Genomic DNA, 23,145 nt, shown 5'->3' with positions numbered 1-23,145 from the left:
ACCATCCCGTCCTGCCTCCCCTGCCTCGGCCTCGGCGAATCCCCCAATCTTTACCGACGCTTGACCAAATGTCGAGGCGGAGTACGTCCGTCAGGCGCGCTTGATCCCCACCCCGGCCGCGCACTTCAGGCCGGTCTCGGGGATGCTCTCGTCGCGCCACCAGTCCGCGTCCACCGCCCGCGGCACCGGACCGCCCTCGGCCGCGGGACCGTTCCGGCGGGGCCACCACTCCTGGACGCTGTCCACCAGGCCCGGCTCCAGCAGCTCGAAGCCGTCGAAGAAGGGCAGGATCTCCGCCTTGGAGCGGAAGCACATCGGCGACGGCGACCCCTCGGAGATCTGCTCCAGCGTCGCCCGCGCGGCGGCATCGCTGCCGTCGCTGCTGAACTGCGTGATCGCCGCGTAGCTGCCCGGCGCCATCCGGTCGCGGTACGCGGCCATCAGCGCGCGCGGGTCCTCGGCGTCCGTCACCAGGTGGAAGAGCCCGATGAAGAGCATCAGCACCGGCTTGTCGAAGTCGATGAGGCTCCGCACCTTCTCGTGCCCGAGCAGCGCCTCGGGGTCGCGCACGTCCGCCTCGATGGCGACGACGCCCCGCTCCTTCGCGGGCAGCGCGTTGTTCATCACCGTCACCAGCGGGTCGTAGTCCGCGTAGACGACGCGCGCGTCCGGCAGGGTGGCCCGGGCTATCTCGTGGACGTAGGGCCGCACCGGGATGCCGGAGCCGATGTCCAGGACCTGGTCGATGCCCTGACGGGCGCACAGATCGGCGAGCCGCAGATAGAACCGGGTCTGCGCCTTCCCGAGGACGGGCAGGTCCGGGGCCATCGCCATGACGGCCTCGGCACCCTCCCGGTCCACCGGGTAGTTGTCCTTGCCGCCCAGCACGAAGTTGTACGCGCGGGCGTGGCTCATCACCGTCGGGTCGCCCGGCGGCGGGGTCTGGACGTGGTCGGTCTCGGTCACGGGGATCGTCGCTTCCTCGGGGCTCGTGCCGACGGCCGCACCGCGTGCCGGGACCGCGTCAGCGGTCCAGCTCGCGGGCGATCCGGCGGAGGGTGTCGGGGGTGTCCTGCCAGGGGTCGGCCGTCTGGCAGAGGCGGTCCATCACCTGGGAGTAGCGGGCCACGTCGGCCGGCTTGTCCAGGTAGAGGGCGCTGGTGAGCTGCTCCAGGTAGACCACGTCGGCGAGTTCGGGCTCGTCGAAGCGGATGACCGTGAACGGCCCGCCGGCGGCGGCGTGGCCGCCGCGGCGGAAGGGGATCACCTGGAGCGTGACGTTGGGGCGCTCCGCCGCCTCGACGAGGTGCTCCAGCTGGCGGCGCATCACCGCGGCGCTGCCCAGCGGGCGCGCCAGCGCGGCCTCGTCGACCACGGCCCAGAGCATCGGCGGCTCCTCCTGGTCGAGGAGGCGCTGCCGCTCGATCCGGAAGTCGACGCGGCGCTGCAGCTCCTCGTCGGCGGCGTCGACGTGCTCGAGCAGGACGACGGCGCGGGCGTAGTCGGCGGTCTGCAGCAGGCCCGGGACGAACTGCACCTGGTAGGTGCGCAGCCGGGCGGCGGCGCCCTCCAGCCCCAGGTGCATCTGGAACCAGTTGGGCAGCAGATCGCTGTACTTCTGCCACCAGCCCGGGGAGTTGGCCTCGCGCGCGACCTCCATCAGGGGTGCGCGGTCGGCCGGGTCGGTGAGGCCGTAGAGCGCGAGCAGGTCGTCCACGTCGCGGAGCTTGAAGCTGACGCGGCCGCGCTCCATCCGGCTGATCTTCGCGGGCGAGGCGCGGATGGTCTCGCCCGCCGTCTCGGCGCTGATGCCGGCGGCCTCGCGGAGGCGGCGCAGCTCCAGGCCGAGCATCACCCGGCGGATGGTGGGGTCGGCGCGCGAGTAGTTCAGCACACGACCCGCCGGCGACTCGGAGACCCGACCGCGCTGCGGTTCGCCGTCGAGGTCCGATGCGGTGAACGGCTGGTTGGCCGCCATGGGTGCGCCTCTCACGATCAGTTCGGTGGGGTCTGAAGTCTTCCAGAGCGATCGGCGCATGGACAGGTGGATCAGCCAATCAGTCGAGATCGATTGGCAATTGACACTTCATCGGCTCGATCCGCCGCGGATCAGGTCGTCGAACTCGCCCTCCTTCGCCGCCCGCAGGAAGTCGCCGAGAACGGCGGTGCTGCACAGCAGCGCGACCCCCTGGGGGTCGCGGGAGTTGCGGACGGCGACTGTGCCGGCGGCGACGGGGGCGAACTCCACGCAGTCCCCGCTGGGGTTGCTGTGGGAGCTCTTGCGCCACGCGGCGCCGACGAGGCTGGGGGCGGGGACGGCCGAGGGCGCACCGGTCGGGAACGGCTCGCTGCTCATGGTGGATCAACTCCGGCAGGGCTTGGTGCAATTTCCTTTGCACGTACGAACGTTCTTGCACGGGCACGGTACCCTGACCATCCGTCAGTCCGCATGGGTTATGCACTGATCAACGATCAACGGCCCCGGCCGTCATCGGTTCGTCACCCGGCCGCGACGGTGAACCCCAGCACCGCGGCGCACATCAGCAGCATCCCCGTCGCGTTGAGGAAGAGGTTGCGGCCGAAGTCCCGGGCGCGGACGTGCGCGCCGACGGCGATCAGGAAGTAGAGGACCAGCGCCGCCGAGGTGAGCACCGCCAGCGGCGGCCACCAGATCCCGATCACCAGCCCGGCCGTCGCCGCGGTCTTCAGCACCGGCAGCAGCCGCCAGTACCGCCGCGGGAACCCGACGTCCGTCAGGCACTGGCGGATGAACACCATCGGACCCACGCACATCACAGCGTCGCCGAACTGGACAGCGGCAAGCGCGGCCGGCGGCCACCAAGGATGGATCATCGTCTGCACGTCCCTCGTCTCGCATCGACCGATCGGATCGGTGATACGACGGGACGGGCGCCCGGTTCCGTGACAGGTCAGCTCGGACGGCTCCGCCGCGGCAGCCCGCCCTCCCGGATCAGCCACTCGGCGGCGATGCCGTCCAGCACCTCGGCCTCCTTCAGCCGCGGCGCCGGCTCCAGGCCCGGACGCGGGGCGAACGGATGGCCCAGCCCCGCCACCTCGGCCGTGCCGGCCGGCACCGCGGCCGCCAGCGCGGCGGCGTCGCGGCGCAGCTCGGGGTAGTCCTCGCTGCCGCTGACCAGCAGCAGCCGGGCGCCGGCCGCGGTGATCTCGGCCGCCCGGTCGACGAAGTCCAGGCGGGCCGCGGCGGCCTCGGACTCCGCGTCCCAGCGGTAGCCGGGGCTGATCAGGTCGACCACGGTGTGCGCCCGGAGCGCCGCGTTGACGACCACCGCGGCGGCCACCGGCACCTCCCGGCGGACGATCGCGGCCAGCACCGCCGCCCCGCCGGCGGACCCGCCGACCAGGCAGAGCGGCCCGTTCTCGGCCAGCTCCAGCCGGGCGCGCAGCCCGGCGAGGACGGCGGGCAGCTCGGCGGCGGCGCCCTCGACGACCGGGACGAGGTACTCCCGCACCGCGTCGGCGTCGATCCGCCGCCCGATCTCGGCGTGCTGGTCGCCGGTGGGCGCCCGCCGCCCGCAGAGCGGCGCGGCCAGGTAGACGCGCCACACGTCGAGGTCCGCGAGCGGCAGGGCGGCCGCCATCGCCGCGTCGGTGCACGGCGCGTCCGTCTCGTGCCAGGCGACGACGAGCCCGGCGGCCGGATCGGGGGCCCCGCCCGCCGGCGGCAGAGGCGACACAGGCGGCAACGCGGTGAACGGGACTCCGGCGACGGTGCCACTCAGCGGATTCATCATCGGACCATACGACATGACGCGCTGTCAGCGGTGCACGCCCCGTCGCGCACGCCGCGCACGCCGCACGCTGCACGCCGCACGCCGCCCGCCGCGCTCATCCGGCTGCCGCCGAGCACCTCATCCGGCCGCCGCCGCGCACTCCGGGCAGAGCCCGCGGTACGTCACCTCCACCCCCGTCACCGCGAACCCGTAGCGCTCCGCCTCCGGCAGCCCCGCCACCAGGTCCCCCACCGGGTGCACGTCGCGCACCGTGCCGCACCCCCCGCACACCAGGTGCTGGTGCGGGTTGCGGGCGTTGGGGTCGTAGCGCTTGGCCCGCCCGTCCGTCGAGACCTCCAGCACCTCGCCCAGCGACACCAGCTCGCCCAGCGTGTTGTAGACGGTGGCCCGGGAGATCTCCGGCAGCCGCAGCGCAGCCGCCGCCAGGACCTCGTCCGCCGTTACATGCACGTGCTGCCCGTCGAGCACCTCCGCGACGACACGCCGCTGGGACGTCATCCGCCAGCCGCGCGCACGCAGCCGTTCCAGCAGGTCGCTCATGGCGTCCACCTCTTCGCGCTCGTCGGGCCCCGACTTGATGGGGTACATGCTTGGCTAGCTTCTTGACTTGGACTCCGTCCATCGTAGGATCGGCTGCGAGACAGCCCAAGGGGCGGGGAGGCCTCGGATCCGGCGGCCTTTCCGCACCCCCGCCTGGAGGTTAGGACTCTCATGGCTGACCAGAACGACGCCACCGCCGCGCATGCGGAGCATGAGGCCCAGGGCGGCGGGTGCCCCGTCGCGCACGGCCGCGTCAACCCGACCCGGGGCGACGCCAACCAGGAGTGGTGGCCCAATCGGCTGAACCTGAAGATCCTGGCGAAGCAGCACCCCGCGGCCAACCCGCTGGGTGAGGACTTCGACTACGCGGAGGCGTTCGGCTCCCTCGACCTGCCCGCCGTCAAGCGGGACATCGCCGAGGTCCTCACCACCTCCCAGGACTGGTGGCCCGCCGACTTCGGCCACTACGGCCCGCTGATGATCCGGATGGCCTGGCACAGCGCCGGCACCTACCGGATCAGCGACGGCCGCGGCGGCGCCGGCTCCGCCCAGCAGCGCTTCGCCCCGCTCAACAGCTGGCCCGACAACGTCAGCCTGGACAAGGCGCGCCGCCTGCTGTGGCCGGTGAAGAAGAAGTACGGCAAGAGCCTCTCCTGGGGCGACCTGATGATCCTCACCGGCAATGTGGCGCTGGAGTCGATGGGCCTGAAGACCTTCGGCTTCGGCGGCGGCCGGGTGGACGCCTGGGAGCCCGACGACGACGTCTACTGGGGCCCGGAGACCACCTGGCTGGGCGACGAGCGCTACTCCGGCGACCGCGACCTCGAGGAGCCCCTCGGCGCGGTCCAGATGGGCCTCATCTACGTCAACCCGGAGGGCCCCAACGGCAATCCGGACCCGATCGCCGCCGCCCGCGACATCCGCGAGACCTTCCGCCGGATGGCGATGAACGACGAGGAGACGGTGGCGCTGATCGCCGGCGGCCACACCTTCGGCAAGACGCACGGCGCCGCCCCGGACAGCAACGTCGGCCCGGCCCCCGAGGCCGCCCCGCTGGAGGAGCAGGGCCTGGGCTGGCGCAACTCCTTCGGCACGGGCAAGGGCGACGACACCATCACCTCCGGCCTGGAGGTCATCTGGACCACCACGCCCACCCGCTGGGGCAACGGCTTCTTCGACAACCTCTTCGGCTACGAGTGGGAGCTGACCCAGAGCCCGGCGGGCGCCAACCAGTGGGTCGCCAAGGACGGCGCCGGCGCCGGCACCATCCCGGACGCGCACGACTCCGCCAAGAGCCACCCGCCGACCATGCTGACCACCGACCTCTCGCTGCGCTTCGACCCGGTCTACGGGCCGATCTCCAAGCGCTTCCACGAGAACCCGCAGGAGTTCGCCGACGCGTTCGCCCGCGCCTGGTTCAAGCTGGTGCACCGCGACATGGGCCCGGTCGTCCGCTACCTCGGCCCGGAGGTGCCGCAGGAGGAGCTGATCTGGCAGGACCCGCTGCCGGCCCGCGAGGGCGCGCTGGTCGACGCCGGCGACATCGCCGCGCTCAAGCAGCAGATCCTCGCCACCGACCTGACGGTCGGCCAGCTGGTCGGCGCCGCCTGGGCGTCCGCCTCCACCTTCCGCGGCAGCGACAAGCGCGGCGGCGCCAACGGCGCCCGGGTCCGGCTGCAGCCGCAGGCGGGCTGGGACGTCAACAACCCGGCCGACCTAGCGGCGGTGCTGCGGACGCTGGAGGGCGTGCAGGAGTCCTTCAACTCCTCGGCCTCCGGCGGCAAGAAGGTCTCCCTCGCCGACCTGATCGTGCTGGGCGGCTCGGCGGCCGTGGAGAAGGCCGCCCAGGACGCGGGCGTCACGCTCCAGGTGCCGTTCACCCCGGGCCGGGTGGACGCGACCGCCGAGCAGACCGACACCGAGTCCTTCGAGGCGCTGGAGCCGAAGGCGGACGGGTTCCGCAACTACCTCGGCAAGGGCAACCGGATGCCGGCCGAGTACCTGCTGGTCGACCGGGCCAACCTGCTGACGCTGAGCGCCCCGGAGATGACGGTGCTGGTCGGCGGCCTGCGCGTGCTGGGCGCCAACCACCAGGGCTCCCCGGTGGGCGTCTTCACCGACCGTCCGGGCACCCTCAGCAACGACTTCTTCGCCAACCTGCTCGACATGGGCACGGTGTGGAAGGCGACCTCGGAGGCGCAGGACGCCTACGAGGGCCGGGACGCCGCCACCGGCGAGCTGCGCTGGACCGGCAGCCGGGTCGACCTGGTCTTCGGCTCCAACTCCGAGCTGCGCGCGGTCGCCGAGGTCTACGCGAGCGACGACGGCAAGGAGAAGTTCGCCCAGGACTTCGCCGCGGCCTGGGCGAAGGTGATGGAGCTGGACCGCTTCGACCTGCGCGGCTGACGACGCCCGCACCGAGCGACCCGCGGCCGGTCGCCACGCCCCGAGGGGTGGTGGCGGCCGGCCGCGGGGTATGTTCGCCCCATGTCGAATCCGGGGGACCCGAACAACCCTTACGCACGGCCGGACCAGCCCAATCCCTATGGTCCACCGCCGTCCCAGCAGCCCGCCCGGACGCCGACCCAGCCGTCGTTCCCGCAGCAGTCGGCGCCCGCCGCCCCGCAGCCGCAGGGCTACGGCGGGGGCTACGCCCCGCCGCCCGCCGCCGCGCCCTACCCCGCGCCCGCGGGCCCCGGCACCGGCCCCGGCGCGGGCGCGTCCTCGGGCTCGCGCGGCAAGGGCTGGCTGTGGGGGCTCGGCGGCGCCGTCGCGGCCTCCGCGGTGTGGGCCGCCGCCGTGCTGGCCACCGGCGGCAGCGGCGGCGGGGACGCGGCGCCGGGCCTCGCCGGCTACCGCTACACCACCGACCTGTGCGCCAAGACCGATGTCTCGCCGTTCACCTCCAACGGCTTCCAGAAGGAGACCGGCGACAGCGGCACGATCCCGGCGGCCGTCCGGCGGCCGACGATCGACACCATGCAGTGCACGATCAACATGAAGGGCGCGGGCTCCGGTTCGAGCTCCACCTCGTACTCCTCGGCCTACCTCTACAGCAGCCTGATCCTGCACAAGAAGCAGGACCCGAAGACCGAGTTCGCCGACGGGTACCTCTCCTACACCGCCGACAAGTCCCCCAGCTACCACTACACGGTGGACAGGGTGCCGGGCATCGGCCAGGAGGCCTACCTCGTCACCCAGGTCAACACGCGCTCCAGCAGCAACGTCTACGAGATCCTGGGCGTCCGCGACCACGGCACGACCTACCAGGTCACCTTCTCCAGCTACGCCTCGGGGTCGGCGAAGCTCAGCTCCGGCAAGGCCGCCCAACTGCTGGAGCAGAGCGCCCGGTCGACGCTCGCCGCGCTCAAGTAGCGCGGTGCGCGCCGGGCGTGCGCCCGAAGGTGCGGCGGAAGACGTCGATGAAGGCGCTGGGGGTGGCCCAGCCGCAGCGGTGCGCCACCGCCGTCACCGGCAGCCCGTCGCTGAGCAGCACCAGGGCGTGGTAGAGCCGCAGTTGGGTGCGCCATTGGGGGAACGTCATGCCCAGCTCGGCGCGGAAGAGCCGGCTGAGGGTGCGCTCCCCCGCGCCCGCGCCGGCCGCCGCCCCGAGCGCGGCGAGCGGCCGGCCGTCCGCCGGGTCCCGGCTCAGCAGCTCGCAGACGGCCACCAGCCGGGGGTCGGACGGGGTGGGCAGATGCATCGGCCGCTGCGGCGAGGCGCGCAGCTGGTCCAGGAGCACGGCCCGCATCCGGCGGCGCTCGGCGCTCGCCCCCTGCCCGGCCTCCCGGGTGTAGGCGAGGATCAGCTCGCGCAGCAGCGGACGCACCGTCAGCGCGGCCGGCTCGGCGAGCCCCAGCGGGTTGACGGACCGCGGCAGGCCGATGGTGTGCAGATCGAGGTCGCCGTGCGCGGTGTGGGCGTGCGCGGTGCCGGCCGGCACCCACAGCGCGCGGGTGCCCGGCGCCACCCAGGTGCCGGCGTCGGTGGTGACGGCGAGCACGCCGCGTCCCGCGTAGAGGATCTGGTGCTCGTCGTGGCGGTGCGCGTCGATGCTCTCGCCGGCCGCCAGCGGCAGCACCGCGGTGGAGGCTCGCGGGGTATGGCGGACTTTCGACACAATCGAGCATTCTACGGGGGCACGGCAGCAGCGACACGGAGGTCGAGATGGATCCCGAGCAGCACCAGGACGCGCCCACCCCGGAGCTGGAGTACGCGCGGCGGACGCTGGCGGCCCAGCCGTTCAGCGTCCATCTCGGGGCGCGGGTCGCCGCGTTCGGGGACGGCGGCGCGACGCTGGAGCTGGAGGTGCGGGACGAGCTGCGGCAGCAGAACGGCCATCTGCACGGCGGGGTGCTCGGCTACGCCGCCGACAACGCGCTGACGTTCGCCGCCGGGGCGGCCGCCGCCGAGCCGGGGGCGGCGCTGCTGACCACGGGGTTCTCCATCGAGTATCTGCGGCCGGCGCGGGGCGTGCTGCTGCGTGCCCGCGCGCACGCGGTGCGCGCCGGGCGGACGCGGATCACCTGCCGCTGCGACCTGCTGATGGTCGACGGCGACGGGGCGGAGACGCTCTGCGCGATCGCGCAGGGCGCCGCCGCCGTGCTGCCGTCAGCTCCCGGTTCCGGACAGGGCGAGTGAGGCGAACCGCTCGCCGATCCGGCGGTGCGCCGCCGGGTCCGGGTGGAGGTTGTCGGGGAGCGGGAGTTCGGCGGCGTCCGCCTCGCCGTAGAGGTCCAGTCCGTCGACGTAGCCGAGGTTCGGGTCGTCGGCGGCGCGCTCCTTGACGATCCGGGCCAGCTCGGCGCGGATCACCGCGAGGGTGAGCTTGCCGGCCGCCACCTCCTCGGGGTCGCCCGTCGCGGTGAACGCCACCCGGCCCTCGGCGAGCGCGGCGGTGTCGAAGGCGGCCGGGCCCGGGACGGCCTCGTGGATGGCGCAGTGGATCGCCGAGACCACCACCAGCGGCGTCGTCGGATGCCCGTCGCGGACGGTGTCCAGGAACCCGTGCACGGCCGGGGTGAAGATGCGCAGCCGCATCCCGTCGCTGTTCACCAGGTTGATGCCGAGCTTGATGCTGATCAGGTCGGCCGGGGTGTCGCGGATCGCCCGGGCCACGAACGGGTCGAGCAGGGCGCTGCCGCCGAAGCCGAGGTTGACCAGCTCGACGCCGGCGCGGGCGGCGGCGACGGCCGGCCAGGTGCCGGTCGGATGCGCGGCGTTGGAGCCGTGGCTGATGGAGCTGCCGTGGTGCAGCCAGACGCGGCGGCCGTCGTCCTCCGCGACGGGGCGGACGGGCGCGTCGGTGCGCAGCGCGACCAGGCGGGTGGCCTCGTCGTGCGGCAGCCACACCTCGACGCGCTTGTCGCGGGCGGGCAGGCCGTCGAAGCGGACGGTGCGCGCCGGGCCCTCGGTGAGCCGCGTCGATCCGGTGGCCATGTCGAGGGTGAGCACGTCGCCGTCGTCGACGCTTGCCTGGGCGGCGAGTTCGCCGTCCACCAGCAGGTCGTAGACGCCGTCGGGGCGCGGCGGGGCGCCCGGGTAGTGCCGCTTGGTCGCGACGACGTCCAGCTCCAGCACGGTGGCCGCGGTGCGCAGCACCAGCCGCACGCCGGACGGCTGCGCCTCGGCCATCGCCAGTTGCCCGTCGGGTATGCGGCGCCGCGCCGCGGCGGGCAGCCGGTGCGGCACCAGGCCGCGTGCGGTGGGCTCCAACTCCAGGGCGCCGCGGACCAGTCCGTCGTCGATCGTTGTCGTGATCATCATTTCTGTCTCTCGGATGGGGTGGGCCAACTCCGCAGCAGCGCGTCGAGCGCGCCGAGGATCTCCGTCCAGCTCTGCCGGGGCTCCGGGTCGCTGTGGTCGAAGCCGCCCGCGCCCTCCAGCCCGACGAACCCGGCGAAGACGCTGCCCAGTAGGCGCACGGCGTGCGTCTGGTAGGGCTCGTCCAGGTGGTAGCCGCGCAGCAGCGCGCGGAGCATCTGCGCATGCCGGACGCCGGCGCTGGCGGCGGCGGTCTCGGGGTCAAGCCGGAACCGCGCGGCGGCGAACCGGCCCGGATGGGCGAGGGCGTAGTCGCGGTAGGCATCGCCGAACGCGACCAGCGCGTCCCGCCCGGACCGCCCGGCGACGGCCTCCGCGACCCGGTCGGCCATCTCCTCCAGCGCCAGCAGCGCGATCCGCGTCTTGAGGTCCTGCGCGCCCTTGACGTGCGCGTACAGGCTTGCCACCTTCACGTCGAACCGCCGCGCCAACTCCGAGGGCGTCACCCCCTCGAACCCCACCTCATCGGCCAACTCCGCCCCGGCCGCCACCACCCGCTCAGCACTCAGCCCGGCCCGCGCCATCACACCGCCTAAAGCTCTTCGGAATTTGCCTAATGTCTTTAGGAAGCGTAGCACGCGGCGCGCCGACCCGGGTCCGGTGACGCTCTGTGCGCGAGACTGCGCGGGTGGATGTGGGCAGATGGGCGGCGTACGGGGCCGCGCGGGTGGTGGAGCTGGTGATGGTCGGGCTGGGGGTGTTCATGGTCGCGGCCGACCAGGGGGAGTTCGGGGCGATGGCGCTCTGGGACCTGCTGGCGCTGGCCTACCTCGGGGCGGGGTTCGTCGCGCTGCGGCGCTCGCGGGCGGAGGACTCCCCGGAGTACCTGCTGCGGACGCCCACCGGCTTCCCGGGGCTCCGCTTCAACTTCCTCTTCTCGGCGATGGCCAGCGCGATCGGCGCGCTCGCCGCCATCATGACGATCGTCGAGAAGGACGACAGCGACGTGAAGGCCGTCGCCGGCCTGGCGATGATCTGCGCGTGGATGCTGCTGCACGCCGGCTACGCGCGCATGTACTCGGCGGTCGACCAGAAGTCCGGCGGCCTGGCGTTCCCCGGCGACCAGGCCCCCAACCGCACCGACTACATGTACTTCGCCTTCACCGTCGGCGCGTCCTTCGCCGCCTCCGACGTCTCCGTCACCACCCGCCGGATGCGCTGGCAGGTGATGGTCCACGGCGTGGCGTCCTACTTCTACAACGCGGCCGTGGTGGCGCTCGCCATCGGCCTGCTCAAGTCCTGACCGCGGACCCGGCGCCGCCCCCGTCCCTGCCCCCGCCCCCGCTCCTGCTCAGTCGAGGCAGAACTCGTTGCCCTCGACGTCCTGCATCACGAAGCAGGACTCGTTCTCCTCGTCGGCCAGCAGCACCTGGAAGAGCGAGGCGCCCAGCGCCACCAGCCGGTCGCACTCGGCCTGCAGCACGGCGAGGCGCTCCTCGCCGACGAGGCCGGTGGCGGTGCGCACATCGAGGTGGACGCGGTTCTTGACGACCTTGCCCTCCGGCACCCGCTGGAAGTACAGCCGCGGCCCCGCGCCCGTCGGATCCTGGCAGGCGAAGGAGGCGCCGCGCCGCTCCGGCGGCTCCGTCGCCCAGAAGTCCGCCCAGCTGTCGAAGCCCTTCGGGGGCGGCGGCACCTCGTAGCCCAGCACCTCGCACCAGAAGCGGGCGACCCGCTCCGGCTCGGCGCAGTCGAAGGTGATCTGGACCTGCTTGATCTCCGGCATCCGATCATCCTACTGACGCCGCCCCCGCCCCGGCGGCGTCATCCCGTCCGCTCCAGCAGAGCGACGCCGATGTGCGCGTCCGCCATGCCGTAGAAGACGAACCGCCTGCCGTCGACCTCCTCGATAGCGGTCGGGAACACCACGTTGGGCACCGTGCCCGAGCGCTCCTCCGCGGCCTCCGGCGCCATCAGCGGCTCGCGGGAGCGGGCGAGGACGCGCGCCGGGTCGGCGGGGTCGAGGATCATCGCGCCGGCCGCGTAGGACACGCTCTGGTTCTGCGCCCACGGGTCCTCGATCGCGCCCGAGACGCCGTGGTGGATCAGCAGCCAGCCCTCCTCGACGCGGATCGGCGCCGGCCCGGCGCCGATCTTCAGCTCCTCCCAGGAATGCTCGCCGAGCGCGACCGGCCGGTGGTGGCGCGGCCGGGCGAGCGCGGTGATGTCCCGCTCGACCTCCTCGGCCGGCGCATAGGAGATCCAGATGCCGGGCCGCTCGTCGGTGAGGCCGGCCGGCAGGTGGACGCCCTCGCCGGGGCGGAACCAGCCCAGGTCCCACATCGGCCGGTGCAGCATCGCGTAGCTGGGGGTGCCGTCCGGACCCGGCACCGGCTCGGGGAAGTGGACGACGTCCTTGTTGGGGAAGAGGTTGAGGTCGGTGTCGAGGCCCGGCTGGTACGCGAACTGCACCGGCCCGAGGCGCGTCCAGTCGACGAGGTTCTCCGAGACGGCCAGGGCCGGCCTGGGGCCCAGCGGGCCGAACGCCACATAGGACATGACGTGCCGTCCGAGCCGCGGCACCCAGGTGGTGCGCGGGTCCTCGACGCCGGCGTTGTTCCGGCCGCGCTCCCAGCCCTCGTCGGGCGCGAGGACGGTGCCGCGGCGCCGCACCCCGGCGGGCGTGCCCCCGTCGTCGAGGACGACCTCGGCGAGGCCGACACGGGAGACGTTGCCCTTCGCCACGAGCCGCGGCAGCAGGTGCAGGACGCCGTCGGGGGTGCGGCCGGAGGCGGGGTTGAGGACGCCCTCGGCCTCGTCGGCCGCGCCGGGCAGCGGCGACATCACGACGCCCTTGCGGACCAGGCGGTAGGGGATCTCGGCGGGAGTGGTGTGGTTGCTCATGCGGCGATTCGGCCCTCGGCTCCGGAGTCGGTGGGGGTGGCGCGGGCCGGCCCGACCGGTCCCCGGGGCGGGCACTCGACGGCCGGCAGCGCCACGTCCGCCGCTCTGCCCCCGGCGGCCACCGGCCAAACCGGATCGCCGCGCCGGCCCGAAGTGCGCCGGGCCGCCGGGGTCCTGACGGCCGCCCGGGGCCGCGCCGCCCTCGGGCGGCTACCGCGGCGAAGCCTCCTGGTGGCGGCTGCGCTCGCGGAGTTCCGCGAGCGTGTTCGCCGCCTCCAGGACGGTCTGGTCGGAGCGGAGGGCGCCCTCGTCGATCGGGAAGCCGAGCCGGTCCTCCAGGATCAGGGTGAGCTCGACCATGACGAGCGAGTCGAGGGCGATGTCGCCGAGGACGGTCTCGGGGGCGGCCTCGCCGGGCGGGACGTCGAACTTGCCGGTCAGCGTCTCGACCAGGGCGTCGTACGGGTTCTCGGACATGATGTGCCTTTCGTCGGTGGCGATGTGAAGCGGTCTCAGGTCGCCGGCGGGTGCTGCAGGTCCGGCAGGTCGGGCCAGGTGAGGGCCGCGGCGCCCCAGGTCGCCCCGCCGCCGAAGGCGGTCAGCAGCACCCGGTCGCCGGTGCCGAGCCGGCGCTCGCGGCGGCCGTGCGCGAGGGCGAGGGGGATGGACGCCGCGGCGGTGTTCCCCACCCGGTCAAGGTTGACCAGCGCGCGCTCCGGCGGCAGCCCGAGCCGCTCCGCGACCGCGTGCAGAATGCGGATGTTCGCCTGGTGGCCGACGAGATGGTCGAGGTCGTCGACGGCCCAGCCGGTCCGCCGCAGCACGGTGTGCGCGGACTCCGTCATCCGGCGCACCGCGGCCATGAAGACGGGCCTGCCGTCCATCCGGAAGTAGGGGTCGGCATGCGCCTCGTCGTCCGGGTGGGCGCGCTGCTCGCTGCCTCCGGCGCGGACGGTGATGAGGTCGGCCAGGGTGCCGTCGCTGCCCAGGTGCACGGCCTCGATCGCGCCCGCCTCGCCGCGGGCGCCGGCGCGCAGCAGCACCGCGCCCGCGCCGTCGCCGAAGATGACGCCGGTGGTGCGGTCGGACGGGTCGAGGAGGGTGCTGAAGGTCTCGGCGCCGATCACCAGGGCGCGGCGGGCGGCCCCGGCCGCCACCGCCGAGGCGCCGGCCTGCAGCGCGTAGAGGAAGCCGGTGCACACCGCGGCGATGTCGTAGGCGGCCACCCCGGTGAGCCCCAGCTTGGAGGCGACCGTGGGCGCGGTGGCGGGGCAGGGGCGGTCGGGGGTGGTGGTGGCGACGATGACCACGTCGGCGTGGTCCTCCCCCGCGCTCGCCAGCGCCCGGCGCCCGGCCTCGGCGGCCAGGTCGCTGGTCGCCGTCCCGGCTCGGACGTGGTGGCGCTGCACGATCCCGGTGCGGGTGCGGATCCACTCCTCGGTGGTGTCGAAGCGCTGGGCCAGCTCGTGGTTGGTGACGACGTGCGGCGGCAGATGTCCTGCGACCGCGGCGACGACTGCTGCGTGGGCCATGCGGGCGGGCAACCTCCTGTGAGGCCGCGGTCCGGGTCCGGGACCGCGGCGCGGGTGACGGTGCGTCGGTGCGTCGGTTCAGGGCTGCCGCAGGACGAGCGTCCCCCAGTGGAAGCCCGCCCCGATGGCGGTGACGACCGAGGTGTGGCCCGACCGCAGCGCACCGGCGCCGACGATGCGGTGGAGGGCGGTGAAGACGCCGGCCGAGCCGGTGTTGCCGAGGCTGTCGAGGGTGACGGGCATGCGCTCCGCGGGGATCCCGAGGCTTCGGCGGGCGGCCTCGAGGATGTTGAGGTTCGCCTGGTGGAAGAAGTAGTGGTCGATGTCGGCGGGCGTCAGGCCCGCGCGTGCCACGGCCGCGCCGATGCTCTCCGGGAGCCGGGTGGTCGCGGTCTCCCAGACGGCGCGGCCGTCCATGCTGACGTGGTGGCCGCCGGCGGCGACCGTCTCCGCGCTGGTGGGCCGGCGGGAGCCGCCCGCGGGGATCTGCACGGCGTAGGAGAGTTGGGAGCCGATGTCGTAGGAGAGCAGGCCGGCGCCCTGCGACGCGCCGGCGCGGGTGAGGACGACGGCCGCGGCGGCGTCGCCGAAGAAGACCCGGGCGGTGCGGTCGGACGGGTCGATCACCCGGGAGGCGCAGTCGGCGCCGATGACGGCCACCGTGCCGAACGCGGGGTTCTGCAGCAGATGGGCGGCGATCAGCAGGGCGTGCACCCCGGAGGCGCACGCCGCGTGGCTCACGTCCAGGGCGAGCGCGCGGGCCGCGCCGAGGGCGTCCTTGACGACCACCGAGGTCGAGGGCATCGGCTGGTCCTGGGTGTAGCTCGCCACGATGACGGCGTCCAGGTCCGGCGCCTCGACCCCGGCCGCCGCCAGCGCGGGTCGGACCGCCGCGACGCACATGTCGGAGGTGGCCAGCTCCGGGGCGAGGCGGCGGCGTTCGCGGATCCCGGTGCGCGAGGTGATCCAGTCCCCGCTGCGGTGCGTGACCCGGGTGATCTCCTCGTTGGTGACGACGGCCGGAGGGATGTGCAGGCCGCTGCCGGCCACGGCGAAGGAGCCCGACGGGCCCGTCCCCGAGTGGGAGGCGGACGCCGCCGGGAGAGCGGCTGTGGTCATGTCAGGACGTTCCGCTCCGCCGAGGTGAGCAGGTCGAGGTCGGTGTAGTAGCGCCCCGAGGGGCGGGGCAGGCCCAGCAGGATGCGGCGGGCCGCGTCGGCGGTGAGCGCGCCGCCCAGCGCCACCCCGGACGCCAGCTGGGGCCAGCTGCTGAGGGTGGTCCCGATGCGCGGGATGGCGGCGGCCATCTCGGCGCTGATGCTGCTCCGTCCGACCATCGCGAGGATGATCTCGATCAGTTCCTGCGGGCCGGGGTCGGCCAGCTCGTCCGCCGTGGCGTCGCCCAGCAGCCCGTGCAGCAGCGGCCGTTCGGGCTCCAGGTCGAAGCGCTCCACGTCGAGCAGGCCGCGGTCGTTGGCGTCCATGACGACCGGGATCCGCAGCTCGCGGGCCCACTGCCGGGCCACCATCTTGATCCGCGGGGTGTCGCACTCCTCGACGAGCAGGTCGATGGGGCCGTGCCCGCCGGTGAAGAACTCCCGGATCACCTCGTCGGTGAGGCCCTCGGTGTAGATCTCGATGTCGAGCCAGGGGTCGATCTCCGCCATCTGCCGCGCGGCGATCACGCACTTGTTGAGGCCCAGGTGGTGGACGCCGGCCCGCAGCCGGTTGAGGTTGGAGACGCTCAGCTCGTCGAAGTCGGCCAGCTTGTAGGCGCCGGCGATGCCCTCCATCGCGAAGGTGAGCGCGGCGCTGCTGCCCACCGAGAGCCCGATGATGCCGACCCGGCGCTCCAGCAGGTCCCGCTGCTGCGGGCGTTCGATGCGGCCGCGGTTGCGGTCGGTGCGCACCAGCCGGAACTCCTCGCGCGGCAGCAGGTGCACGAGCCGCCCCGACCACGGGTACCACGCCCAGGTGCCGTACTCCTCGACGGGCCGCCCGGCCAGCTGCTCCGTGACGGCCCGCTCGATGCCGTCACGCGATCCGCGCAGGCTCGGCTCGCGGCAGGTGACCAGCTCCTCCAACTGCGCGCCGAGGGTGTCCAGCTCCTCCCGCACCTGCCCCGAGCCGCGCAGCTCCTTGACGGCCCGGGCGTCCTCGTCCCGCGCCGCGTCGAACAGCTCCGCCCGCCAGCGCGCGTCGCCCTCGGGCCGGCCCGCGGCCTTCCTCGGCGCGGGCCGCACGGACGCCGCCGCCTCCCCGGCCGACGTCACCATCCCGGGAAAGGCCCGCTCCAGCTCCTCCACCAGAGCCGCGTGCTCACCCGCCCGCTCCGCCGCCCGGTACATCATCACCACGACGTCCTCGGTGTACTGCTCCGCATAGCGCCGCGTCCCGTCGACGGGCCGGAACCCGAAGCGCGCATGGAAGACGTCCTGCCCGTCCGCCGTCCCCGAGGTGCCGACCATGGCCCTGGCCCCGAGGTGGCGGGCGGCCCCGATCGCCGCCGCGTTGAGGTGGATCCCCAGCCCCAGCTTCCGCGCCCGGTGCTCCACCACCAGCCGGCTGTGCTCGTAGGTGTCGGCGGCGTCGAGCCCGTGCTCGCGCAGCAGCGCCGCGTACCGCTCCGCCCCGAGGAACGCCCGCGTCTGGAACTGCTCCCCGACCTCCGGGACGCACAGCCGCACATACCCGAGCGCCTCCCCGTCCCCGTCCCGGGCCACGAAGTGCCAGGCCCCGAAGTCCAGCTCCTGGTCGTCCTCGAACTCCCCGAGGGCCGTCCGGAAATCGGGCCTCCGCCCGTGGTCGAAGAGGATCCGCGCCCGCAGCCGCCGCACCCCCTCCGCCACCTGTCCGGCCCCATCCCCACGGCCCAACCAAAACGCGGCCACCCGCCACCCCGGCCCACCCGATTCCGGATGTTCCAGCACGTCAGCCCTCCTGTCGTCAGGTACCGCAAGCGCACCCTCCGGCACACTCCCGCCACAACAAACGATCAGGACCCGCAGTCGTTACGCTCCGTTTTGCCGGATTGGTGACAAGCCCTCACCCACGGCCCGCGGACGCTATCGAGAACACCCGAGCGAGGCTTGTCGGCCACCAGCGGTCCTCCGCTCCACCCTCGCGCAAGTAAAGGATTTGCTACACTTCCGCTGTGGAGGAGTGGGAGATCCGCGTCACCAATGAGTTCCTCGACTGGGTGGGCACGCTGGATCCGAAGTCCAAGGCCCAGGTCGTGGACGCCATCGACCGGCTCGCGGAGGCCGGCCCCGGGTTGGGACGACCGCTCGTCGATCGGATCGCCGGCTCGAGCGTCCACAACCTCAAGGAGCTCCGGCCCGGCTCGGCCGGCAGCTCCGAGCTGAGGGTTCTGTTCGCGTTCGACCCATGGCGATCCGCCGTCCTGCTCACCGGCGGCGACAAGTCCGGCAACTGGACATCGTGGTACAGGCACGCCATCCCCCGCGCCGAACAGCTGTACGCCGAGTATCTCGCAGAACGCCAGGCCGAACCGAACACGAACGAGGAGGAACAGCAATGACGGACTTTCCCAAGTGGAGCGATGTCCGAGCCGACCTCGTCGCCGACGCCGGCGGGGAGCAGGCCGTGGCCGACGCCCGCCGCCGCAACCAGGCCTACATCGACGGCCACCGCCTCGCCGAGCGCCGCAAGGCGCTGAACCTCACCCAGACCGAGGTCGCCGATCGCATGGGCGTCACCAAGAGTCGCGTCTCGCAGATCGAGCGCGGCGAGGTCTCGACAATAGAGGCCGTCGCCCGCTACGTTTCGGCACTCGGCGGCCACATCCAGATCTCCGCGGTCTTCGGCGACGACCTCTACATTCTCCGCGGCACCGACACACACGCCGCGTAGCGCGGCAGGCGGTGGCCATGCGGACGCAGTGTTCGTGGTCAATCAGCCGGGCGTCGACGCCCGAGCGTCTCTCCTCGGCACGCGGCGGGCCAGTTCGGCGAGATCGGTGACCCAGCCGCCGTTCCGCCACACCACATTCGACTCGCCTGAGGGCCTCCCGGATGGGGCAAGGCTCTGACTCCGCCCAGAGACAGGCCGAAACAGGCCCCAGAACCCCGATGGATCCACTCCGGCCGCGAAGACGAAAAAGGGCTCCCGACCTGCTAGTTCGCAGATCAGGAGCCCTCTCCGACGCGGTCGGCGGACGAGTCGGCCCGTACGCCGGGGACAGTCTGACGCTCAATCAGCACCATGCGCGACGTGCGGCAATGCCCTTCGGCAGTCCGGCCCGTGCACATTCCGTGCACAGGCCGAGGCCACCAGCTCGCCGAGGCGTACCAGTCCGGCCCGGCGCTCCTCCCGGGTCTCGGTGGGACGAGACTCGTGCAGGCCCGCGTTGACGGTGAGCGCCTCGAGGTCCACCCAGCCGATGATGCTGGTCAGGACGAGCTCGCCGCTGCCCCCGGCCACGTCCACCACGAGCTTCAGTCCGGCCTCCAGCTGCAAATGCGACTTGGGCATCCGGCTGCGGCTCGCCGCGCCCGTGACCTGCTCGCTCGCCACCTCGCCGACATCGGCGAGAAGCCCGACCCCGCCACCACTGCCATGCATGATGCCGATGTCCTAGCCCGCCTTGATGTTGACCCAGGGGTTGTCATAGAAGTCGGGCGGCATCGCATCGCCACGCAGAAACGCCTCGTACTCCTCCCGCTCGTCCTCGATGTCGTAGACCGGCAGCGTCTCCATCTCTCAGCATGGAGACAGCCCTCCAACAGCAACGCGGGGACGACCACGGCGGTCTCGTTCTCCGGGAGCCCGAGGTCGGCGAGGTCACCGGGGTCGGTGACCCTGAACCCCTGGACCACCAGGTTCTCCCCGTCCTTGCGCCTCATGGTCGGGCACGGGCTGCACTCTGAGTAGACCTTCCCCAGCGCCACCAGGGCCCCTTGCTGTTGGCCGACTGGAACGAGTTCGACCCTTCCGGCCAGCCATGCACAGGGTCAAAACAGAGCCCTTTCCCGAACGGGAAAGGTCCTCCGATCCGGCGACGCAGCCGGCCAACCGCCAGGCCCCGGGTCTACCGCCGCGATGCGGCGATGCCAGATGCGATCCGGTCGACGTCCCGGAGCAGCGGCTTAGGGTCCTGGTCCAGGTCCAGGACGTGCTGGACGAGTTCGACGTCCGCGCCGGCGATCACATGGCGGATGGCAGGTTCCGTGCCGCGGGCGTAGACCAAGTGTCCGGAGCGCACACCGAGGGCGGTACAGTACGCGAGCATCTGGTACAGGTCGGCGTCCGGGAACCCGGCGGGCTTCTCCGCCTTGTACTTGGCGTCGGCGACGCCGACCGGCCGCCCCGTGTCTGCGTACCAGACCAGGTCAGGGCGCATCCGGATACGCCGGTCCGCGTCGAGGTGCCAGGGGTCCTGATCTCGGCAGTACCCGCCATACCTGGTGAGCGCCCGGCCCAGGGCGGTGCAGACGAACGCCTCGTAGACGGTGGCGAGGTTCAGCAGGAAACCGTCGATGCGGACGCTGCCGTCCTGCTGCTCGACCGAGCCGCCGCGCAGCACCAACTCGGCCAGCCGCAGCGCCGGCTGATAGCGCGCATTGAGTCGGCTCGGCCGCCAGGCGGGCAGGTCGGCGCCGCGCACCAGCGGGGCGACCTCCACCTCCAAGATCCGCTTAAGGCGGCGCAGCCGACGGCGGACCGCGGACCCGGGCGGCAGCCCGGGCAGGGCCAGCAGCGCGGTGGCGGCGGCCAGCAGCAGCCGGTTCTCCGCGATGTCCGCGGTGAACTCGTCGTAGCCGACCTCCAGGGGGACGGGCACGCCTGGGCGCAGCCGCAGCTGGTCGTGCTCGCGCAGGCGCCCGCGCAGCACCGGGAGGCTATCCTCGGTGCGCCGGTAGCCCTGCAGCAGGCCCTGGCGCAGGGCTCGCTCGGCCTGGCGCTCGAACAGCTGGGCCATGGCGGGTAGCAGTTCCGCGGCAGCGTCGACCTCCACCGCCGCCCCGTCCCGCCAACCGGCCGGATCGAGCCGGAAGGACAGCAGGAAGAACAGCCGACGGATCGGCAGCTTAGGGGCAATGCGCAGTTCGATGTCGCCGAAGCGGGCCACGCCCACCCGGTCCAGCGCCCGGACCTCCCACAGCACCGGATCGCCCGGGACGGGACGGGCATCGACGGCCCGGGAGTCGATCAGCCGGCGGCCGGTGTCCGGATCGAGCGGCACCAGCGCCGCCTCCCCGCGCTCGACCAGCCGCACCACCCGGGCCGGAGCGGTCACGGCTGCCCGGCCGGCGTGCTGCGCGCGGCGACCGCCCGCCGGAGCGCCTCCAGGCCGTAGGCGGCGGGGACGTCCAGGCCCTCGCCGTAGTGCAGCTCCTCCAGCAGCGGCAGGATCGCGGTGCGCCAGGCCCGGTCCAGCCCGCGCCCGTCGGCGTCATAGACCGAGTCACGCATCAGATAGGACGGACCGATCTTCACATCGCGGTCCCGGATGCGGGAGTTGAGCTCGTCGAGCAGCTCGGCGACGTCCTCGCGCCCGGGGTGGCGGAGGGCGATCCAGCGGCGCAGCAGGCCCTGGGCCGGTGGCTCGTCCGGGTGCAGCGGCAGGAACGCGAACCGGCGGCGCATCGCGGCGTCGACCAGCGCGATGGAACGGTCGGCGGTGTTCATCGTGCCGATCAGGAACACGTTCGGCGGCATGCTGAACTCGCCGGAGTACTGCAGGTCGACGGTGCGCTTGCGGTACTCCAGCAGGAAGTACAGCTCGCCGAAGACCTTGGCGAGATTGGCGCGGTTGATCTCGTCGATGATCAGGAAGTGCGGGGTGGACGGGCTCCCCGCGGCCTGGTCGCACAGCCGCCGGAACGGGCCGGGACGCAGTTCGAACCCGAGCCCGGCGCCGCCGGCGGAGACGGCGGGGCGGAAGCCCTCGAAGAAGTCCTCGTAGGCGTAGGAGGGGTGGAACTGCACCAGTTTGACAGCCGCTCGGCTCCCGGCCGCGTCCTCGGCGAACGCCTGGGCCAGGAAGGTCTTGCCGGTGCCGGGCGGGCCGTGCAGGATCAGCTGCTTGCGGTCCTGCAGCAGGTCGCGGACCTCCTGCAGCCACGCGCGGGGAACCAGCAGACGCTCGGCCAGCTCCGCCGACGGGTCGGCCAGCAGCACCTCGCGGACCGCGGCCGCCACGCCTGCGGCCACGGCCGTGGCCGCGTCGCCGTCCGCCTCGCCGACGAGCAGCTCCCCGTCCTCCAGCAGGCTCTGCAGCACCTCCAGGACCTGCGTGAGGTCGACCACCTCGCGCTGGCTGGAGAGTTTGGCCTGCACGGCGTCGGGCAGTCCGTCGGCCTCGATCGGCTCACTGTGCCACTCGACGGGGCGGCGCAGGCTCGCGCGCCCGTCGGGGTCGAGGCCGGGGCTCGGGTCACCGGCGAGGGTGCCGAGGAACAGGTCGTCCCCGGAGACCGCGACGATCAGGTCGTCCACGCGCATCCGGGTCAGAAACGCATACAGCTCATCGGTCTTCTCGGCGCGGGCGTTGTAGGACAGGTGCTCGTACCCGTCGTCGACGACCGCGCGCAGCTCCTCCTTGCCCATCCCCGCGCCGACGTCCTCCTCGGTCAGGCGCGAGGCAGCGAGCGAGCAGTACCCCTCGGCGATCCAGTCGGGGACCAGGTCCTCGCCGCTGGCGGCCAGGCCGCGCACCAGCCAGGCGCGCCGCGTCTCGGCGCCGTCCCGGCCGACCACCTCGTGCATGCTGCGGCCGTCGGTCGTCTGCCACTGGCGCCACCCGTTGGAGCTGGTGCCCCGCAGCACCTCCGCCGCAGACGACGGCGAGGAGAACTCGATGTCGCGGGTGGTCTCGTACCATCCCGGCCACTTCTCGGACCGGGTGAAGGAGCCGTCGGCGATCAGCTGCTGACGCATCCGATGGGAGGCGGGCAGGCTCTTCTCCAGGGACGGGACGGCCTCCACACGGGCGGGCGAGCCCGCGTAGACCAGGAACTTGGGGACGCCGCGCTGGGACTCCTCCGTCAGCAACCGCCCCCGGGCCACCGCGTCCCCGTCCGGCATCCTCGCGTCGAACTCGACCGACGGATAGGTCCTCGGCCGCCCCGGATCCTCACCCCCCTCGGCCAGCGCGACCAGTCGCTCCTCGGCGTTGTTCCTGACCACACGGAACACCGTCAGCAGCGAGCCGAGGGAGCGGCGCAGGTCGAGCTCGATGCCGCCGAACGCCACCTCGCGCCGCAGCCATTGGACGGCACGGGTGTGGCGGGCATCCTCGGGAAGGTCGGACCGGTAGAGGTAGGGGCCGGTCACGCGGCCGAACGCATACGCCTGTCCGCGCCTGACGGACATCACCACCAGGTCGCCGACCTCGATCGTGTCCCTGAACGCCCACAGCTGCCCCGCCCAGTTGGCGATCGTCGCGGGCTTGGCGTCGGGCACGCCGACGCGCAGCCGTTCCGCGACCTCCTCCCGCGACACGGCGTCGGTCAGGTCGCCCACCTCGCTGAAGCCGACGGTGGCAATCCCCTGTTCCAGCGCCAGTTCCGCCCGCTCCCCGCTCCGCCCGGCCCGGACCATCCACGCGGTCATCGCCCCTCCTCACCCGCCACAGCTCTCCGCCGCCTGCGCCGAAGCTACCAACGCCC

General features: G+C 73.1%; 24 protein-coding genes and 1 pseudogene. 6 read left to right on the top strand and 19 right to left on the bottom strand.

Annotation, left to right across the window (positions count from 1 at the left end; genetic code table 11):
* Positions 1-90: 90 nt before the first annotated feature.
* The 6 genes from BIV57_RS08760 to BIV57_RS08735 all read right to left on the bottom strand — a co-directional run bounded on the left by BIV57_RS08760 (position 91) and on the right by BIV57_RS08735 (position 4,313).
* On the bottom strand, positions 91-966 hold the full coding sequence (locus tag BIV57_RS08760) for an SAM-dependent methyltransferase (protein ID WP_079170153.1): 876 nt from the start codon (positions 964-966) through the stop codon (positions 91-93).
* Between the two features lie 58 nt (positions 967-1,024).
* Complete coding sequence (locus BIV57_RS08755) at positions 1,025-1,978, bottom strand: helix-turn-helix domain-containing protein (protein WP_079170152.1); 954 nt, start codon at positions 1,976-1,978, stop codon at positions 1,025-1,027.
* A gap of 108 nt (positions 1,979-2,086) precedes the next feature.
* Positions 2,087-2,356: a DUF397 domain-containing protein gene (locus tag BIV57_RS08750; RefSeq protein WP_071656117.1), complete on the bottom strand. Its 270-nt coding sequence runs from the start codon at positions 2,354-2,356 to the stop codon at positions 2,087-2,089.
* Positions 2,357-2,499: 143 nt separating this feature from the next.
* Complete coding sequence (locus BIV57_RS08745; protein WP_071656147.1) at positions 2,500-2,853, bottom strand: DoxX family protein; 354 nt, start codon at positions 2,851-2,853, stop codon at positions 2,500-2,502.
* Positions 2,854-2,930: 77 nt separating this feature from the next.
* Positions 2,931-3,770 carry an alpha/beta hydrolase gene (locus BIV57_RS08740; protein WP_217651713.1) on the bottom strand — a complete coding sequence of 280 codons (840 nt, stop codon included), beginning with the start codon at positions 3,768-3,770 and terminating at the stop codon, positions 2,931-2,933.
* Positions 3,771-3,890: 120 nt separating this feature from the next.
* Positions 3,891-4,313 (bottom strand): Fur family transcriptional regulator, encoded by a 423-nt coding sequence (locus BIV57_RS08735; protein WP_071656146.1) that lies wholly within the window; start codon positions 4,311-4,313, stop codon positions 3,891-3,893.
* A gap of 171 nt (positions 4,314-4,484) precedes the next feature.
* Here BIV57_RS08735 and katG point away from each other — a divergent pair, with 171 nt between their 5' ends.
* Both katG and BIV57_RS08725 read left to right on the top strand, forming a co-directional pair.
* The gene (katG, locus tag BIV57_RS08730) at positions 4,485-6,719 is read left to right on the top strand and encodes a catalase/peroxidase HPI (RefSeq protein WP_071656115.1); all 2,235 of its coding nucleotides are present in this window, start codon (positions 4,485-4,487) and stop codon (positions 6,717-6,719) included.
* Positions 6,720-6,800: 81 nt separating this feature from the next.
* Complete coding sequence (locus tag BIV57_RS08725; RefSeq protein WP_107409513.1) at positions 6,801-7,688, top strand: hypothetical protein; 888 nt, start codon at positions 6,801-6,803, stop codon at positions 7,686-7,688.
* Here BIV57_RS08725 and BIV57_RS08720 read toward each other — a convergent pair.
* Positions 7,681-8,433 carry a helix-turn-helix domain-containing protein gene (locus BIV57_RS08720; RefSeq protein WP_071656114.1) on the bottom strand — a complete coding sequence of 251 codons (753 nt, stop codon included), beginning with the start codon at positions 8,431-8,433 and terminating at the stop codon, positions 7,681-7,683. The genes BIV57_RS08725 and BIV57_RS08720 overlap by 8 nt on opposite strands.
* A 47-nt stretch (positions 8,434-8,480) precedes the next feature.
* Between BIV57_RS08720 and BIV57_RS08715 the strand changes: the two genes are divergently transcribed.
* On the top strand, positions 8,481-8,954 hold the full coding sequence (locus BIV57_RS08715) for a PaaI family thioesterase (RefSeq protein WP_071656113.1): 474 nt from the start codon (positions 8,481-8,483) through the stop codon (positions 8,952-8,954).
* Here the strand turns inward: BIV57_RS08715 and BIV57_RS08710 are convergent.
* A complete protein-coding gene (locus tag BIV57_RS08710) occupies positions 8,925-10,079 on the bottom strand; it encodes a GDSL-type esterase/lipase family protein (RefSeq protein ID WP_217651712.1) in 1,155 nt (384 codons plus the stop codon). The genes BIV57_RS08715 and BIV57_RS08710 overlap by 30 nt on opposite strands.
* Positions 10,076-10,660 carry a TetR/AcrR family transcriptional regulator gene (locus BIV57_RS08705; RefSeq protein ID WP_071656111.1) on the bottom strand — a complete coding sequence of 195 codons (585 nt, stop codon included), beginning with the start codon at positions 10,658-10,660 and terminating at the stop codon, positions 10,076-10,078. Before BIV57_RS08705 ends, BIV57_RS08710 begins: the two co-directional genes overlap by 4 nt.
* Positions 10,661-10,764: 104 nt before the next feature.
* On the opposite strand from BIV57_RS08705, the gene BIV57_RS08700 reads away from it, so the two are divergent.
* Positions 10,765-11,379, top strand: a complete 615-nt coding sequence (locus BIV57_RS08700; protein WP_139275551.1) for a DUF1345 domain-containing protein — start codon at positions 10,765-10,767, stop codon at positions 11,377-11,379.
* 48 nt (positions 11,380-11,427) lie between these two features.
* Here BIV57_RS08700 and BIV57_RS08695 read toward each other — a convergent pair whose 3' ends face one another.
* From BIV57_RS08695 to BIV57_RS08670, 6 genes are all read right to left on the bottom strand, one after another.
* The gene (locus tag BIV57_RS08695) at positions 11,428-11,862 is read right to left on the bottom strand and encodes a VOC family protein (protein WP_071656109.1); all 435 of its coding nucleotides are present in this window, start codon (positions 11,860-11,862) and stop codon (positions 11,428-11,430) included.
* 38 nt (positions 11,863-11,900) lie between these two features.
* Positions 11,901-12,980, bottom strand: coding sequence for a glycoside hydrolase family 130 protein (locus BIV57_RS08690; RefSeq protein WP_071656108.1), 1,080 nt, complete (start codon positions 12,978-12,980; stop codon positions 11,901-11,903).
* A gap of 210 nt (positions 12,981-13,190) precedes the next feature.
* Positions 13,191-13,457 carry an acyl carrier protein gene (locus BIV57_RS08685; protein WP_071656107.1) on the bottom strand — a complete coding sequence of 89 codons (267 nt, stop codon included), beginning with the start codon at positions 13,455-13,457 and terminating at the stop codon, positions 13,191-13,193.
* Between the two features lie 35 nt (positions 13,458-13,492).
* Positions 13,493-14,512 carry a beta-ketoacyl-ACP synthase III gene (locus tag BIV57_RS08680; RefSeq protein WP_071656106.1) on the bottom strand — a complete coding sequence of 340 codons (1,020 nt, stop codon included), beginning with the start codon at positions 14,510-14,512 and terminating at the stop codon, positions 13,493-13,495.
* Between the two features lie 78 nt (positions 14,513-14,590).
* Entirely contained in the window at positions 14,591-15,631 is a 1,041-nt protein-coding gene (locus tag BIV57_RS08675; protein WP_079170151.1) for a 3-oxoacyl-ACP synthase III family protein, read from the bottom strand.
* Entirely contained in the window at positions 15,628-17,361 is a 1,734-nt protein-coding gene (locus tag BIV57_RS08670) for a ThiF family adenylyltransferase (RefSeq protein WP_217651711.1), read from the bottom strand. The genes BIV57_RS08675 and BIV57_RS08670 overlap by 4 nt, the downstream gene beginning before the upstream one ends.
* Before the next feature lie 305 nt (positions 17,362-17,666).
* On the opposite strand from BIV57_RS08670, the gene BIV57_RS08665 reads away from it, so the two are divergent.
* A complete protein-coding gene (locus BIV57_RS08665; RefSeq protein WP_079170150.1) occupies positions 17,667-18,053 on the top strand; it encodes a type II toxin-antitoxin system RelE/ParE family toxin in 387 nt (128 codons plus the stop codon).
* The gene (locus BIV57_RS08660; protein WP_071656103.1) at positions 18,050-18,385 is read left to right on the top strand and encodes a helix-turn-helix domain-containing protein; all 336 of its coding nucleotides are present in this window, start codon (positions 18,050-18,052) and stop codon (positions 18,383-18,385) included. Before BIV57_RS08665 ends, BIV57_RS08660 begins: the two co-directional genes overlap by 4 nt.
* A 402-nt stretch (positions 18,386-18,787) precedes the next feature.
* On the opposite strand, the pseudogene BIV57_RS26740 reads toward BIV57_RS08660, so the two are convergent.
* The 4 genes and pseudogenes from BIV57_RS26740 to BIV57_RS08645 form a co-directional block, all read right to left on the bottom strand.
* Positions 18,788-18,982: pseudogene (locus tag BIV57_RS26740) on the bottom strand (hypothetical protein); the annotation flags it as partial.
* A 126-nt stretch (positions 18,983-19,108) separates the two neighbouring features.
* A complete protein-coding gene (locus BIV57_RS26380; RefSeq protein WP_265736983.1) occupies positions 19,109-19,231 on the bottom strand; it encodes a hypothetical protein in 123 nt (40 codons plus the stop codon).
* A gap of 331 nt (positions 19,232-19,562) precedes the next feature.
* On the bottom strand, positions 19,563-20,771 hold the full coding sequence (locus BIV57_RS08650; RefSeq protein WP_071656101.1) for an McrC family protein: 1,209 nt from the start codon (positions 20,769-20,771) through the stop codon (positions 19,563-19,565).
* Complete coding sequence (locus BIV57_RS08645) at positions 20,768-23,089, bottom strand: DUF4357 domain-containing protein (RefSeq protein WP_336445800.1); 2,322 nt, start codon at positions 23,087-23,089, stop codon at positions 20,768-20,770. The genes BIV57_RS08650 and BIV57_RS08645 overlap by 4 nt, the downstream gene beginning before the upstream one ends.
* Positions 23,090-23,145: the final 56 nt, after the last annotated feature.

This window comes from Mangrovactinospora gilvigrisea, assembly GCF_001879105.1.
GTDB lineage: Bacteria > Actinomycetota > Actinomycetes > Streptomycetales > Streptomycetaceae > Mangrovactinospora > Mangrovactinospora gilvigrisea.
The sequence above is the reverse complement of the archived record's forward strand: the minus strand, read 5'-3'. Positions and strand labels throughout refer to the sequence as shown.